At 64.5% G+C, this 16,250-nt stretch carries 10 protein-coding genes; 4 read left to right on the forward strand and 6 right to left on the reverse strand.

Annotation, left to right across the window (positions count from 1 at the left end):
- Positions 1-10: 10 nt before the first annotated feature.
- The 5 genes from FJW04_RS10555 to FJW04_RS10575 all read right to left on the reverse strand — a co-directional run bounded on the left by FJW04_RS10555 (position 11) and on the right by FJW04_RS10575 (position 7,223).
- Entirely contained in the window at positions 11-2,230 is a 2,220-nt protein-coding gene (locus tag FJW04_RS10555; protein ID WP_140714001.1) for a 3-hydroxyacyl-CoA dehydrogenase NAD-binding domain-containing protein, read from the reverse strand.
- A gap of 13 nt (positions 2,231-2,243) precedes the next feature.
- A complete protein-coding gene (locus FJW04_RS10560) occupies positions 2,244-3,452 on the reverse strand; it encodes an acetyl-CoA C-acetyltransferase (RefSeq protein WP_015319308.1) in 1,209 nt (402 codons plus the stop codon).
- A 34-nt stretch (positions 3,453-3,486) separates the two neighbouring features.
- Entirely contained in the window at positions 3,487-4,659 is a 1,173-nt protein-coding gene (locus FJW04_RS10565) for an acyl-CoA dehydrogenase family protein (protein ID WP_140714003.1), read from the reverse strand.
- 46 nt (positions 4,660-4,705) lie between these two features.
- Positions 4,706-6,496, reverse strand: a complete 1,791-nt coding sequence (locus FJW04_RS10570; RefSeq protein ID WP_140714005.1) for an acyl-CoA dehydrogenase — start codon at positions 6,494-6,496, stop codon at positions 4,706-4,708.
- 265 nt (positions 6,497-6,761) lie between these two features.
- Positions 6,762-7,223, reverse strand: a complete 462-nt coding sequence (locus FJW04_RS10575; protein ID WP_015319311.1) for a MerR family DNA-binding transcriptional regulator — start codon at positions 7,221-7,223, stop codon at positions 6,762-6,764.
- A 452-nt stretch (positions 7,224-7,675) separates the two neighbouring features.
- On the opposite strand from FJW04_RS10575, the gene FJW04_RS10580 reads away from it, so the two are divergent.
- From FJW04_RS10580 to FJW04_RS10595, 4 genes are all read left to right on the forward strand, one after another.
- Positions 7,676-11,740, forward strand: a complete 4,065-nt coding sequence (locus FJW04_RS10580; protein WP_140714007.1) for a peptidoglycan-binding protein — start codon at positions 7,676-7,678, stop codon at positions 11,738-11,740.
- A gap of 192 nt (positions 11,741-11,932) precedes the next feature.
- Positions 11,933-12,856, forward strand: a complete 924-nt coding sequence (locus FJW04_RS10585) for a sulfite exporter TauE/SafE family protein (protein WP_015319313.1) — start codon at positions 11,933-11,935, stop codon at positions 12,854-12,856.
- Positions 12,856-13,644: a TIGR02186 family protein gene (locus tag FJW04_RS10590; RefSeq protein WP_140614750.1), complete on the forward strand. Its 789-nt coding sequence runs from the start codon at positions 12,856-12,858 to the stop codon at positions 13,642-13,644. Before FJW04_RS10585 ends, FJW04_RS10590 begins: the two co-directional genes overlap by 1 nt.
- 170 nt (positions 13,645-13,814) lie before the next feature.
- On the forward strand, positions 13,815-15,071 hold the full coding sequence (locus tag FJW04_RS10595) for an Hsp70 family protein (protein ID WP_140714009.1): 1,257 nt from the start codon (positions 13,815-13,817) through the stop codon (positions 15,069-15,071).
- Between the two features lie 8 nt (positions 15,072-15,079).
- On the opposite strand, the gene FJW04_RS10600 is transcribed toward FJW04_RS10595, so the two are convergent.
- Positions 15,080-15,976 carry a LysR family transcriptional regulator gene (locus FJW04_RS10600; protein ID WP_015319316.1) on the reverse strand — a complete coding sequence of 299 codons (897 nt, stop codon included), beginning with the start codon at positions 15,974-15,976 and terminating at the stop codon, positions 15,080-15,082.
- Positions 15,977-16,250: the final 274 nt, after the last annotated feature.

Here is a 16,250-nt window from a genome sequence, read left to right on the forward strand (position 1 = left end):
TGACGCTCTGTCAGGCTGCCTGCTTCACATCGCCCTTGGCATAGGGGTCGAAGCGTTCGTAGAAGGTCTCACCTTTCTCGGCCATGTCGAGGAGCAGCTTGGGCGCCTTGAACTCGGCGCCATACTTCTTCTGCAGCGCCTTGGCGATCTTGACGAATTGTTTGGCGCCGATGCCGTCGATATAGGACAGCGCGCCACCGGTGTAGGGCGCGAAGCCGAAGGCCAGGATCGAGCCGACATCGGCCTCGCGTGGATCGGTGACGATGCCCTCTTCCATCACGCGCGCCGCTTCGAGCGCGATGGTGACCAGCAGGCGTTGCTGCAGCTCCTCATAGTCGACCTTCTCGGCCGCGAGCTGCGGATAAAGATCCTTCAGGCCGGGCCACAGCTTCTTCTTGGCCGGCTTGCCCGGGTAGTCGTAAAAACCCTTGCCGTTCTTGCGGCCGAAGCGGCCGTGATCGTCGACCATGGTGTTGATCAGCGCCATCTGCCTGGGGTCGACGGCCTTTTCGCCGAGATCCCTGATGGTCTGCTTCATGATCTTCTGGGCAAGGTCGATGGCCGTCTCGTCGGTCAGCGCCAGGGGACCGACCGGCATGCCGGCGGCCTTTGCCGCATTCTCGATCATCGGCGCGGGCACGCCTTCGATCAGCATCTTGTAGGCTTCCGACATGTAGCGCAGCACGCAGCGATTGACGTAGAAGCCGCGCGTGTCGTTGACGACGATCGGCGTCTTCTTGATGGCCCGCACGAAGTCGATCGCGGTGGCCAGGGCCTTGTCGCCGGTTTTCTTGCCAAGGATGATCTCGACCAGCATCATCTTGTCGACCGGCGAGAAGAAGTGGATGCCGATGAAATTCTTCGGCCGCGCCGAATTCCTGGCGAGGCCGGTGATCGGAATGGTCGAGGTGTTCGAGGCGAAGATCGCCGACGATTTCAGCACGGCTTCCGCCTGTTCGGTGGCGTTCTTCTTGACGGCGGAATCCTCGAACACGGCTTCAACGACGAGATCGCAGCCGGCGAGGTCGGCAAAGTCTGCCGTCGGCGTGATCAGAGACAAGAGCTTGTCCTTATCCTCGGGCTTGGCACGGCCCTTCTTGACCTGATCCGAGATCAGGCCGTCGGAATGCGCCTTGCCCTTTGCGGCCGCCTCCATGTCCCGGTCGAGCAGCACCACCGGAATGCCGGCCTTGGCCGTGACATAGGCGATGCCCGCGCCCATGAAACCGGCGCCGAGGATGCCGATCTTCTTGAACTTGGTGTCCGGCACGCCGGCCGGGCGGCGTGCGCCCTTGTTCAATTCCTGCAGCGACACGAACAGCGAGCGGATCATCGCCGCCGCTTCCTTGGTCTGCATGATCTCGGTGAAATAGCGCTGCTCGATCCTGAGCGCCGTGTCGAAGGGCACCAGGAGGCCCTCATAGACGCATTTCAGGATCGCCGCGGCGGCCGGATAATTGCCATGGGTCTCGCGGCGCAGGATGGCGATGGCTGGCGGCCACAGATTGGCACCGGCCGCCGAATAGACCGGGCCGCCGGGCAGCTTGAAACCTTTCTCGTCCCACGGCGCCACCGGCTTGAGGCCGTTCCTGATCATCGCCTTGCCCATCTCGACCAGCTTGGCCGGTTCGGCGATCTCATGGATCAGGCCCATCGCCTTCGCCTTCTGCGGCGACAGGGTCTGGCCGGAGGTCAGCATTTGCAGCGCCTGCTGCTGGTCGGTCAGCCGCGGCACACGCTGGGTGCCGCCGGCACCGGGGAAGATGCCGATCTTCACCTCGGGGAGTGCCATCCTGACCTTGTCGGAATCGGCCGCGACGCGGCCATGGCAAGCGAGCGACATTTCGAAGGCGCCGCCCATGCAGGTGCCGTTGATCGCCGAGACCCATGGCTTGCCGCAAGTTTCCAGCTTGCGGAACAGGCCGGTCATGATGCCGGCATTGTCGAACAGCGCCTTGGTCGCCTTTTCGACATCCTTGACCTTGTCGGTGGCGAAGGTGGTCAGCATCCTCTGCAACAGCGTGATGTCGGCACCGCCGGAGAAGGTGTCCTTGCCGGAGGTGATCACCGCGCCCTTGATGGCGGCGTCGCCGGCCACCTTGTCCACGATATCGTTCAGCTCGCGCATCACCTCTTCGGTGAAGACGTTCATCGAGCGGTCCGGGCTGTTCCAGGTGACCAAGGCGATGCCATCGGCGTCGATGTCGAGGGTGAAATTGGTGTAGCTCATCGTTCTCTCCCCGTCAGACGCGTTCGATGATGGTTGCAGTGCCCATGCCGGCGCCGATACAGAGCGTCACCAGCGCGGTGTTGAGGTCGCGCCGCTCGAGTTCGTCCAACACGGTGCCGAGGATCATCGCGCCGGTGGCGCCGAGCGGGTGACCCATGGCGATAGCGCCGCCATTGACGTTGATCTTGTCGTGCGGAATTTCGAAAGCCTGCATGTAGCGCAGCACCACCGAGGCGAAGGCCTCGTTGAGCTCGAACAGGTCGATGTCCGACAGCTTCATCTTGGCGCGCTTCAACAGTTTCTCGGTGACGTCGACCGGGCCGGTCAGCATCAACACCGGCTCGGAGCCGATGTTGGCGAAGGTGCGGATGCGCGCGCGCGGCTTGAGACCCATCGCCTTGCCGGCCTTCTTCGAGCCGAGCAGCACGGCGGCCGCGCCATCGACGATGCCGGACGAGTTGCCGGCGTGGTGGACGTGGTTGACCTCCTCGACCTCCGGATGCTTCTGCACCGCCACCGCGTCGAAGCCGCCCATTTCGCCAGGCATGACGAAGGACGGGTTGAGCGAGGCGAGCGACTGCATGTCGGTCGACGGCCGCATATGCTCGTCATGATCGAGAATGGTGAGACCATTCTGGTCCTTGATCGGGATGACCGAGTTCTTGAAGCGGCCATCAGCCCAGGATCTTGCGGCGCGCTTCTGGCTCTCGACCGCGTAAGCGTCGACGTCGTCGCGCGAGAAGCCGTATTTGGTGGCGATCAGGTCGGCCGAAATGCCTTGCGGCACGAACCAGCCGGGCAGGCCGACCGAAGGATCCATGAACCAGGCGCCACCGGACATGCCCATGCCGACGCGCGACATGGATTCGACGCCGCCGGCGATGACGATTTCATCGGCGCCTTGCGCGATCTTGGCGGCGCCGAAATTGATGGCGTCCAAGCCGGAGGCGCAGAAGCGCGAGATCTGCATGCCGGGTGCCTTGGTGTCGTAGCCGGCCTCGAAGGCGGCGGCGCGTGGAATGACGGAACCCGCCTCGCCGACCGGGTCGACGCAGCCGAAGATGATGTCGTCGACGTTTGCAGTGTCCAGCCCGTTGCGATCGCGCAGGGCCTCGAGCGTCCTGGCGGCGAGCCGTACCGCCGGCACTTCGTGCAGCGATCCGTCCTTCTTGCCCTTGCCGCGCGGCGTGCGCACGGCGTCATAGACATAAGCTTCGGTCATTTTTCATGCTCCCTGGGGTTCGCTGAAAAGCTGCTCAGAGCGAGCGTCCGATCAGCAATTTCATGATCTCGTTGGTGCCGCCATAGATGCGCTGGACGCGAGCGTCGCGGAACATGCGGGCGATCGGATATTCGTTCATGTAGCCATAGCCGCCATGCAATTGAAGGCATTCGTCGACGACTTTGCCCTGGAGGTCGGAGAGCCAGTACTTGGCCATCGAAGCGGTCACCGGATCGAGGCCGCCATTGATGTGGCGGGTGACGCAGTCATTGTAGAAGACGCGGCCGATGGTGGCCTCGGTCTTCAGCTCCGCCAGTTTGAACTGTGTGTTCTGGAAATCGATGATCGCCTTGCCGAAGGCCTTGCGCTCCTTGACGTAGTCGATGGTCAGCGCCAGCGCCCGTTCGATCATGGCGATCGCCCCGGTGCCGATCTGCAGCCGCTCCTGAGGCAATTGCTGCATCAGCTGGACGAAGCCCTGTCCCTCTTCATGGCCGAGCAGATTGGAGGTCGGTACACGCACGTCGTTGAAGAACAGCTCCGACGTGTCGTTGGCCTTCAGTCCGATCTTGTCGAGGTTGCGGCCGCGTTCGAACCCCTCGACCTCGTCGGTCTCGATGACCATCAGCGATGTGCCCTTGGCGCCCTTCTCCGGATCGGTCTTGGTGACGACGATGATGAAGTTCGCCAGCTGGCCGTTGGTGATGAAGGTCTTGGAGCCATTGATCTTGTACTGGTTGCCATCCTTCTCGGCACGGGTCTTGACACCCTGCAGGTCGGAACCGGCGCCGGGCTCGGTCATGGCAATGGCGCCGATCAGTTCGCCGGTGGCGAGCCTGGGCAACCATTTCTTCTTCTGCTCTTCCGAACCGTAATGGAGGATGTAGGGGGCGACGATCGAATTGTGCAGGCCGATGCCGAAACCGTCGACGCCGACATGGCCGATCGCCTCGATGATGGCGCTCTCATGCGCGAAGGTGCCGCCGGAGCCGCCATATTCCTCCGGCATGGACGCGCAGAGCAGGCCGGCGGAACCAGCCTTCAACCAGCTTTCGCGGTCGACCATCTCGTTCTTCTCGAACTCGTCGTAGCGCGGTGCGATCTCCTCCGACATGAAGCGGCTAGCCATGTCGTAGAGCATGCCGACCTCGTCGGCCGCCCAGGCTGGTTTCGGCAAAGAGAGCACTTCGGCGGGATTTGTCGCCACGATTTCCTCCGCGTATCGACAGACAGAAAGGCTAGCGAGACGGAGTTTAGAACGCTTCCGCCGACAGGGCCATCAGCGTATCGGCACCACTCGAAATACGGGCGAGGTGCGCCGACGTCTCCGGCATGATCCGCTCCATGAAGAAGCGCGCGGTCACGACCTTGTTCTCGTAGAAAGACTGGGAGCCGTTGGCATCAGTCTTGCCCTGTGCCGCCTTGGCCATCTGCGCCCACATGTAGCCCAGCGCGACGAGGCCGAAGAGATGCATGTAGTCGGTCGAGGCAGCACCGGCATTATCGGGCTTGGCCATGCCGTTCTGCAGCAGCCACATGGTCGCCGCCTGCAAATCGTTGAGGCCCTTCTTCAAACCCTTGGTGAACGGCGCCATCTTTTCGTCCGCGCGGTTTTCCTCGCAGAACTCGCCGACCTCCTTGAAGAAGGCCTGGATGGCGCGGCCGCCGTTCAAGCCGAGCTTGCGGCCGACGAGGTCGAGCGCCTGAATGCCGTTGGCGCCTTCATAGATCATGGCGATGCGGGCGTCGCGCACGAACTGGCTCATGCCATGTTCTTCGATGTAGCCGTGGCCGCCGAACACCTGCTGCGCCATGACGGTGTGATCAAAACCCTTGTCGGTCAGCACGCCCTTGACCACCGGCGTCATCAGGCCGGTGTAGTCGTCGGCCGCCTGGCGATCCTTGTCGTCGGCGGAGCGGTGCGCGATATCGGACTTGATCGCGGTCCACAGCGCCAGTGCACGGCCGGCCTCGTTGAACGCCTTCATGGTCATCAGCGAGCGGCGGATGTCGGGATGAACGATGATCGGGTCGGCCTTCTTGTCCGGCGCCTTCGGGCCCGACAGCGAGCGACCCTGCAACCGGTCCTTGGCATAGGCGGCGGCATTCTGGTAGGCGATCTCCGACAGCGACAGGCCCTGCAGGCCGACGCCGAGGCGGGCCTCGTTCATCATCGTGAACATCGCCTTGAGGCCGCCATTGGCCTCTCCCAGCAGCGTGCCTTCGGCCTCGTCATAATTCATGACGCAGGTCGAGTTGCCATGGATGCCCATCTTCTCCTCGATCGAGCCGCAGGAGACGGTGTTTCTCGTCCCCGGATTGCCCGAGGCGTCGAGCTTCAGCTTGGGCACGATGAACAGCGAAATGCCCTTGACGCCCTCCGGCGCGCCTTCGATGCGGGCCAGCACCAGATGGACGATGTTGTCCGACATGTCGTGCTCGCCGGCCGAGATGAAGATTTTCTGGCCTGAAATCTTGTAGGTACCATCGCCGTTCGGCACCGCCTTGGTGCGCAGCAGGCCAAGATCGGTGCCGCAATGCGGCTCCGTCAGGTTCATGGTGCCGGTCCAGCTGCCCTCGACCATCCTGGGCAGCCAGGTCGCCTTCTGCTCGTCGGTGCCGTGGGTGATGATGGCGGCGATCGCGCCCTGGGTCAGGCCCGGATACATCATCAGCGACATGTTGGCCGACACCATGTATTCAGCCACCGCCGTGTGCACGGCATAGGGCAGGCCCTGGCCGCCGAACTCGACGGGCGCCGCCAGGCCCATCCAGCCGCCTTCGCGATACTGGTCGAAGGCTTCCTTGAAGCCCCTGGGCGTGGTCACCGAGCCGTCGTCATGGCGCACGCAGCCCTCCATGTCGCCGACACGGTTGAGCGGATGCATGACGTTCTCGGCGAGCTTGGCCCCTTCGGCGAGAATTGCCTCCAGCACGTCAGGCGTTGCGTCGGCGAACCCCGGAAGGTTCGAATAGCGCTGATAGCCGAGCACCTCGTTGAGCACGAACAGCGTGTCCTGGACCGGGGCCCTGTAGATCGGCATGCTTTTCCTCCACCATGCGGATTGACCCCGAAATCAAGCCGTGCGCGGCAAGCGGGCCAATGTCGAAGCCGCAATAGCAAATATTGACGTTTGCGTAAACGTCAATATCTGCGCTGCGGCAAGATTTCCGCCACCACGGGCGCAATCGGCCAAGCGTCACGGCAATGCGCAAGCCAGCGCGAAGCAGGCAGGCCAGACAGCGAAAAGCCGCGCGGCATGGCCACGCGGCTTTGTGGTGAAGGGTCCGACAGTATCGGAGGGTGGCTTAGCTCGCGACGCTCGCTTGCGGCGCCGAACGCTCGGCCAGCATCTGACGCACCGCCGACATCGAGCCGCCGAGCTCATTGATGGCGTCGTCGATCAGCGCCCGCTGCTTCTGCAGGCGAGCGAGCTGCTTTTCCGACTTGTCCAGCGCCAGCCGCAACTGCTTGGTGTTGGAACCGGTCGGATCGTAGAGGTCCATCATCTGCTTGACGTCGCGCAACGAGAACCCAACCTTGCGGCCGAGCAGGATCAGCTTCAGCCTCGCCTTGTCGCGGCGCGTATAGAGACGGGTCGAACCGTCGCGCTGGGGGTTGAGCAGGCCCTTGTCTTCATAGAAACGCAGCGTGCGCAGCGTCACGCCGTACTTCTTGGCCATCTCGCCGATGCGGGAGAGATCCTCGCCGGCTTCAACGGTTGCATTATTGGTGTTGGCCGCGGTCTCGCCGGCCGAGATAAGCTTCATGGTCACTGGCTTCCCCGTCTGGTGGCGTCGCGGTCCCGGACCATGCGTCGCCTGACTGGAAGCGGGGGCGTGCTTCCGGCCGTGGTTTCGACAAACAAATCGAAAACAGCGCAGTTGATACGCCATTTACGTTTACGTCAATTCTATACCGGTAGCCGTCTCATGACGCAAGGGCGTTCTGAGAACGGTGCTTTATGCCGCACCGGAAGTCACGTCAGCCAACTTCCTTGCAACTTCTTAAGCTTGGTTAACGCGTTGTTTACCACGTTGGGCGAAATGTGCGCGTGTCGGCTACCCGTGGTTATCCTGTATCGAATTTTCACGGTTTTTCGGAGCGCGGGGAAACCCGGGAAGCTTGTCTTCCACCGTGGCATCGAAGCGCGGTCGCCTCGTTCCGGCAGGGACTTGGGGAGCTGGCCGCAAGCCGGCCAATCTGAAAGACGGACGCACCGATGAACAGCAAGCGGTCCTACCTCGATACACTCAATGCTGGCAGGCAGCGCAAGCCGCAGACCACGCTCGAGCAGCTGAACCGCTCCCTGGAGACGCTGGAACAGCGCCTGGGGCAGACGCGCGAGGACGCGACGGCACGACCCGCTCCTCGCCAATATGGCGCCGAACCGCGTTACCCCGCCTCCGACCCGCGCTCTCCCGCTGCGCAGCCGACGGCCCAGCAGCGCTGGTACGAGGATCCGCAGCCGGCACCGCGTGCGCACAACCCGGCGCCCTCCCCTGCACCCTTCGACCAGAATTATCAGGCGATCGCGCGTGACATCGACCGCGTGCGCGGCCAAGAAGACAGCGTCGCCATGGTCGGCAAGATCGCCAGCGAACTGCGCGGCATGCGCGAGGAACTGCGCCACCAGGTGACTTCAGGGCTGCAGCGCGAATTCGACGCGCTGCGCAAGGACATCGACCGCGCCTTCCAGTCGAACGCCAAATCCGGGACATCGGGCAAGGGCAGCGCCGAACTCGGCGTGGAATTCGAGCGGCTCTCCGGCGCCATCAAATCGCTGTCGGAGAAGAGCGACGACAGGAGCGTCAACCTGCTGCGACTGGAACTCGAACAGGTCAAGGCCGCGCTCGACACGCTGGCGCGCGAGGAGAGCGTGCAGAAGGTCGACCGCCGCTGGGACGAGTTCGACCGCCGCTGGACGGCCTTCGAGGACCGCGTCGACGCCGACCAGCGCAAACGTTCCGACGACCCCGCCCTTGCCGCCTTGACCGACCGGCTGGAGCAGATCAGCAACGCCGTCAACAACCTGCCGGAATCGCTGTCCCTGCGCTCGCTGGAGGAGAAGGTCCGCACGCTGGCCGGGGCGGTCGACCATTTCGCCAGCCAGCAGGACAATCGCGGCGGCGGCACGCTGGCCATGATCGACGAGCGGCTGGACGAGATTTCCCGCGCCATCGTCGCCTCGACAGTCGCCGCACAGGCGAATTCAGTCGACCACGAAGCCTTCGAGCGCATCGAGAAGCGGATCGACTCGCTCGCCCAGCAGATCGAGGAAGTGGCGCAGGACCGTCCCGCAAATGTCGTGATCGACCGGCTGAACACGCTGTCGAGCCGGGTCGACGACCTCGCCGGCCGCGCCAACCTGCCCGAGCAGGCGATGGAACGGCTCGCCAAGCAGATCGCGCTGATCGCCGACAAGATCGATCAGGCGCCGGCCATGCCCGACGCCGACTACATCTTCCACGGGCTGGAGCAGCGCTTCGACGTGCTGTCGGGCATGATGGAGCGGCGCCAGGGCGACGCCATCGAGCAGGGCAACATGCTGTTTCGCGATCTCGAGCGCCGGCTGGACGAGGTTGCCGACCGGCTGGACCAGCGCAGCATGCCGCAGGTCGACAGTGCCGGCATCATGGACGCCATCGACGCTCGCTTCACCGCACTGGCCAAGCGCATGGAGACACGCGCTCCCGATCCCGCCGGCGAGGCGGCGATCCGGGGCCTGGAAAGCCGGCTCGAAGATATTTCAAGCCGGCTGGACGCTTCGGCGGCCCAGGTGGCCGGCATCGATCCGGCGCTGATCCGCAGCCTGGAGGCGCAGGTCGCCGGCCTGTCGGCGCATCTTTCCAAGCCCAGCACGCCGCTGCCGGACTTCGAGGACATCAGCCCACGCCTCGACGAAATCGAAAAAGCGCTGGCCGGGACCCGCGATTCCATCCTCGGCGCGGCACGTGAGGCGGCCGAGAACGCGGTGCGCTCGCTGGCCGGAACGAGCACCAATACGGCCGCGGTATCCGGCCTCGCCCAGGATCTGAAGACCCTGGAGACGCTGACGCGGCGTTCCGACGAGCGCAATTCGCGGACCTTCGAGGCCATTCACGACACACTGCTCAAGATCGTCGACAGGCTGGGCTCGCTGGAAACCAGCGAGCCGTCCGAAGCGGTAAGCGAACTCCTGGACGCGGCCTCGATCGAACCCAGTGGCTGGCGTGGCTTGCAGCGGCCCAAGATGGCCGTGAACGCACCATCCATGACCATGGACGAGCTGCCGCTGACTGGCGACATGGCCGATCTGGACGCGCGTGCCGCGGCCATAGTGCGCACCGAGCCCGGCGAGCCCGCACTGCACGTTGGAACGGGCTTGTCTCCCCGGCCGGGCACGCGCTCGCCGGCGGAAGCCGCCGCCGCCGCCGCGATGGCCGCACTCGGTTCCGACACCACCGCCGGAAAGGACCAGCCGGCAGGCCGCAAATCGATGTTCGGCGGACTGGCGCGGGCCTTCAAGGGCAAGAAGGCGGCGGATGTTCCGCCGCTGGCCGGCTCAGCGCCGAGCGCCGACATCCCGAGTGTCGATCTCGACGAGCCGCTCGACCCGAAAGTGGCCAACCGCCCGCTGGAGCCCGGCTCCGGCGCGCCTGACCTCAATGCCATCATGAAGCGCGTGCGCGACGAGCGCGGACAACCGGCAAAGTTCGGCGACAGCGACGCGGCGAAATCGGATTTCATCGCCGCCGCCCGGCGCGCGGCGCAGGCGGCCGCGGCCGAGGCCGACGCCCTGAAGCGCCAGTCGACGATGAAAGGCCCCGTCAAGGCGCTCAGGATAGGCGACCTGCTCAAGGCGCGGCGCAAGCCGATCCTGATGGCGGCGGCAGCGATCATGCTGGCGCTTGCCGGCCTGCAGCTCGGCAAGGCGTTCCTTTCGGATCCCGCCCAGGTGGCAAGCAACGACGCATCCCCGATCGTCGCCGCGCAGCCGGTTCAGACGGCATCTCTCGATACCGCCAGCCAGCCGAAGACCGAAGTTCAGCCGACGGCGATGAACAGCGCGCCGGCCCGTCCGGCCAGGCAGGCCGAACAATCCGCGCCGGCCAGCAAGGACGATATGGCGGCGCGGACCGTCGTGGCCATGCCGTCTGATACGGACGCGATGCCGGACACAGCGCCCACGGCCGAGCCCGCTTCGCCGGTCACGTCGGCCATGGCCTCCGGCCCGAGCGCCCCCGACGCGATGGCTTCGGCCGCGCCGGTTGCTCCGATGACCGCTGCCCCGGCCATGACGGATCCGGCACCAGCCGCCGGCGCTACGCAGGCGACGGATGCCGATCTCCAAGCGGCCCCTGCCGCGCCAGTGGCGACCGAGGCGACGACCAACGACACGACTGGCGCCGTTGCGCCCATGGACAAGCCGGCGGCGACAGCCGCGATCAAGTTCGACATTCCGGCCGATGCCGGCCCGGTCGCCTTGCGTGACGCCGCCGCCGGTGGCGACGCCAAGGCGCTGTTCGAGGTCGGCTCGCGCTACGCCGAGTCGCGCGGCGTCAAGGAAGACATGCCGGCTGCCGCCAAATGGTACGAGAAATCGGCGGAACTCGGCTTCGCGCCGGCTGAATACCGCATCGGCAATTTCTACGAGAAGGGCATCGGCGTCGCGCGCGACATCAAGAAGTCGAAGACCTGGTACCAGCTCGCCGCTGCGCAGGGCAACGCCAGCGCCATGCACAATCTGGCGGTGCTGTTCGCCATGGCCGCCGACGGCGCAACCGACAATGAATCGGCCGCGCATTGGTTCCAGGCGGCCGCCGACCTCGGCGTCAAGGACAGCCAGTTCAATCTTGGCATCCTCGCCGCCAAGGGCGTCGGCATGAAGCAGAACCTGGAGGAATCCTACAAATGGTTCGCGCTCGTCGCCAAGACCGGCGACAAGGATGCTGCGGCCAAGCGCGACGAGATCGCCAACGCGCTGCGGCCCGAGCAGCTCGAGCGCGCGCGCGCGGCGACCGAATTGTGGAAGGCCAAGCCGCTCAACGCGGCGGCCAATTCGGTGGACATTCCCGAATCCTGGCAGGAAGGCACGCCGCAGACGACGGCCGGCATCGACATGAAAAAGGCGGTCAAGAACATCCAGCTCATCCTCAACAAGAACGGCTATGACGCCGGCGGCGCCGACGGCGTGATGGGCGGGAAGACCAAGAACGCGATCATCGCTTTCCAGACCGACAACAAGCTGCCAGCGACGGGCGCGGTCGACGAGAAGCTGGTCAAGGCATTGCTGGCGCGCAAATAACGGCAGAAGCGTCGTTTCCACGACGCCCTTGCCTTACATTTGCCTGTTAACTGATTGAGTTGTTTTTTGTTTCGGCGCGGTGACGGGGTTTGGTCCCGCTGCCGCGTCGGCGCAAGAGAAAATTGGCTTTTCGATGCGATAGTGCCCGCAGCGGCTTTATTCGCCGACAGGCAAACTGATCGAGACAGACGGGTGGGCATCTATCTCCCGATCGCGGAAATTTCCGTCAACGTCTTCGTGCTGCTGGCCATGGGCGCCGCGGTGGGCTTCCTGTCGGGCATGTTCGGGGTCGGCGGCGGCTTCCTGATCACGCCGCTCTTGATCTTCTACAACATCCCGCCGGCGATCGCGGTCGCCACCGGCGCCAATCAGGTCATCGCTTCTTCCGTCTCCGGCGTGTTGTCGCACATGAAGCGAGGGACGCTCGACTTCAAGCTCGGCAGCGTGCTTCTGGCCGGCGGCGTCGTCGGCTCAACCGGCGGCATCTATGTGTTCGGCTTCCTGCGCAGGCTCGGCCAGCTCGACCTGTTCATCTCGCTGCTCTACGTCGTGCTGCTCGGCACCGTCGGCGGGCTGATGCTGGTCGAGAGCATCAACGCCCTGCGCGCCACGCGCAGCGGCGCGGCACCGGTGCTGAAGAAATCCGGCCAGCACAACTGGATCCACCGCCTGCCGCTGAAGATGCGCTTCCGCGCGTCGAAACTGTTCGTCAGCGTCATTCCGGTGCTCGGGCTTGGCGCCGGCATCGGCTTTCTGTCGTCGATCATGGGTGTCGGCGGCGGCTTCATCATGGTGCCGGCGCTGATCTATCTCTTGAAAGTGCCTACCAATGTCGTCATCGGCACCTCGCTGTTCCAGATCATCTTCACCTCCGCCTATACGACGCTGGTTCACGCCACCACAAACCAGACCGTCGATGTGATGCTGGCCTTCCTGTTGATGGCCGGCGGCGTGGCTGGGGCGCAATATGGCGCCAAGGCCGGCCAGCGGCTGCGCGGCGAGCAATTGAGGGCGCTGCTGGCGCTGCTGGTGCTGGCGGTGGCGATCCGGCTTGCCACCGATCTATTCGTCACGCCGCCCAACCTTTATTCGCTGTCCGGCCTGGGCCTCAACTGATGAATGGCCTGAAAGCGCTCGCAGCCGTCGCTCTCCTGTCCCTGATCGCCGCCGCGCCGGCGAAGGCGCAGACGCCGCTGACGGAAGGCATCCAGATCGGCCTTTCCACCGACGCGGTGTCGATCACCGCCGGTTTTTCCGGCGCCGACCTGACCATCTTCGGTTCGCTGGAAAATCCCGACCCGCTGGTCGCACGCCAGGGCCGTTACGACGTCATCGTCGTGCTCGAAGGGCCGCCGAAACCGGTGGTCGTGCGCCGCAAGGACCGGGTGCTGGGCGTCTGGGTCAATTTGGATTCCGAGACCTTCGAGAACGTGCCGGTGTCCTATTCGGTCGCGACGACGCGGCCGCTGCAGGACATCACCGAACCCAACAGCTACAAGCAGCTGTCGCTCGGCGCCTCCAACCTCTATATGCAGCCCGCCGAAGCCGGTGACAGCCCGGCGACGATCGAGGAATTCACGGCCGCACTGCGCGAACGCAAGGCCGCCGCCGGCCTCTACAGCGAGAATGTCGGGGGCGTGCAATTCCTGTCGCAGAACCTGTTTCGCGCTACCGTCAGGCTGGCGCCTGATGTCTCGGTCGGCACGCACAAAGCACGCGCATTCCTGTTCAAGAGCGGCCTATTCGTCAAGGAGAGTTCGGCGCAGCTCGAAATCCGCAAATCGGGCTTCGAACAATCGATCTTCCGCGTTGCCCACGACTATTCGTTCCTCTACGGCGTGTTCGCCGTATCGCTGGCCATGGTGACGGGCTGGCTCGGCCGGCTGGTGTTCCGCAAGGATTGATGCCGCGGGAAAAGAGGGTTCCCCTTTTCGCCGCCATGCGATAAACCGCCGCCTCCCAACCCAGGGGCAAACAAGCACATACCGTTCGCCAGGAGCGGTCCGGCATCCCGATGACAGCGGCGACGCGTCGCCGCTGTTTTGCCGCCATGAAACAATGACAGGAGGCTGCGATGCATCAGGCATTCGGCGGCATCGACTTCGGCACGTCCAATTCCACGGTGGGCGTCATCCGGAACGGCAAGGCGCGGCTGGTCCCGCTGGAGGGCGAGCAGCCCACTTTGCCAAGTGCCGTGTTCTTCAATTTCGAGGACGGCCATACCTATTTTGGCCGCCGCGCTATCGGCGACTATACCGACAGCATCGAAGGCCGCCTGATGCGCTCGTTGAAGAGCGTGCTCGGCAGTTCGCTCGCCCACGAGAAGACGCGGATCAAGGCACGCCAGATCGGCTTCATCGACATTATCGGCCTGTTCATCGGTCATCTGAGGACGCGGCTGGAAGAGGACGCCGGCGGCGTGGTGGAGAGCGTGGTGCTCGGCCGCCCGGTGCAGTTCGTCGATGACGACGCGCAAGCCGACGCGGTGGCGCAAGGCGAACTCGAGAAGGCTGCCCGTGCCCAGGGCTTCAAGCACATCGCTTTCCAGTTCGAACCGATCGCGGCGGCGCTCGATTACGAGCAGAAGGTGACACGCGAGGAACTGGCGCTGATCATCGACATGGGCGGCGGCACGTCCGACTTCTCCATCGTGCGGGTCTCGCCAGAGCGCGCGCGATCGACCGATCGCAAGGACGACATCCTGGCCAGCCGCGGCATCCATATCGGCGGCACTGATTTCGACCGGCTGCTGAGCATCGCCCATGTCATGCCGCAGCTCGGGTACCTCTCGCCGACCAAGGACGGCAAGCGCAATCTGCCGGCCAGCTACTTCATCGATCTCGCCACATGGCAGCGCATCAATCTGGTCTACACCGCCAAGGCGATGACGCATCTGCGCCAGATCCGCTACGAGGCCGCGCGCGCCGACCTGGTCGACCGCTTCATCCATATCGTCGAGCACCGCTACGGGCACGCGCTGGCGGCGCTGGTCGAGAAAGCCAAGATAGAGCTGACCGACATGTCATCGGCGGACGTGGCTGTGAAGCTGCCGGGCGCGGCGTTCGCCGCCGGGATCACGCGCGACGGGCTGGAGGCGACGATCGCTCGAGACATCGAGCGGGTTACCGAAACGGTGGCGCAGACCATCCGCGACGCCGGGATCAAGCCCTCCGACATCACCGCGGTGTTTCTGACCGGCGGATCGACGGCGATCCCGCTGGCAAGGCGGGAAATCCTGTCGCTGGTGCCGCGGGCTTCCGTCATAGAAGGCGATATGTTCGGATCGGTCGGACTCGGCCTGGCGCTCGATGCGCAGCGGAAGTTCGGCTGAACCTACCCCTACGTAGTCCCGTTCGCCTCCGCGGCCAGATGCGCCTTCAGCGCCATCTGGGCCAGGCTTGCCTGACGGTCGCGATGGGTAATCATGGCGAAGTCGCGCTTGGGCAATTCGATCGGCACGGCTCTCAGGCTCCCCTCGGCGACCGCGCGCCCGACGACCAGCTCCGAAATGATGGTCGCGCCGGCACCCGCCTCGACAGCTTGGCGAACCGCCTCGTTGCTGGGCAGCACCAGGAATATCCTGAGGTCGGCAAGCGAAATCCCCTCGCGGCGCGCCAGATCCTCCAGCACCTCGCGCGTGCCGGAGCCGCCCTCGCGGATTATCCAGCGCAGGCCGGTGATGTCAGGGCGGCCCGGCGCGGTTTCGGCGATCTCTGGATGGGAGCTGGCAACGACCAGCATCAACCGGTCGGTATCGACCTTGACGCGGCGCAACAAGTCGGACTCGGTGCGCCCTTCGACCAGGCCGAGATCGGCGGTTCCATCCAGCACGCTGGCCTCGACCTGCCTTGTGTTGCCGATGGTGACGCTCAGCCTGACGGCCGGATAGGCCTCGTGGAAAGAGGCCAGCCGGCGCGGCAGCCAGTAACTGGCGATGGTCAGGCTGGCGGCGATGGAGAGGCTGCCGGCGACCGTCTGCGAAACATGTTCCAGGACATTGCGCGCGGCTGCGGCCCGCTCCAGCACGGCCTTGGCCTCCGGGAGGAACCGATGGCCGGTCTGGGCCAGCTCGATGTTGCGGCCGACGCGGTTGAACAGATGGACACCATGCTGCTCTTCCAGAGCGCGAATGGCCGCCGACGCGGCCGACTGGGAAATGCCCAGGAGCTCCGCCGCCTTTGTCATGTGGCCGCGCTCTGCGACGGCGACGAAAATGCGCAACTGATCCAGGGTCATGCCTGTATTAAGAACCAATATCGATCGAATTTACAAGAACAACTGATTAGACGGATCGATAGCTTTATTCTACTTTTTCGTCGGAAGTTAGAAAAAATTAGCCTGCAGGTCGCAAAGAGCAAAATGATCGGGCGGTTCAGATCCCTGCTTGCGCATTGGAGCCGCGGTATAAGGCGACGGCTGGCCGGCGACCGCTACCATCCCGAAGAACATTATATGCGCGGCCCCGGGCCGAAGACGCGAGCCAAATCCGCTGACCGCGCGAGCACCACGG

It is taken from the genome of Mesorhizobium sp. B2-7-3 (assembly GCF_006440715.1).
Classification (GTDB): Bacteria; Pseudomonadota; Alphaproteobacteria; order Rhizobiales; family Rhizobiaceae; genus Mesorhizobium; species Mesorhizobium australicum.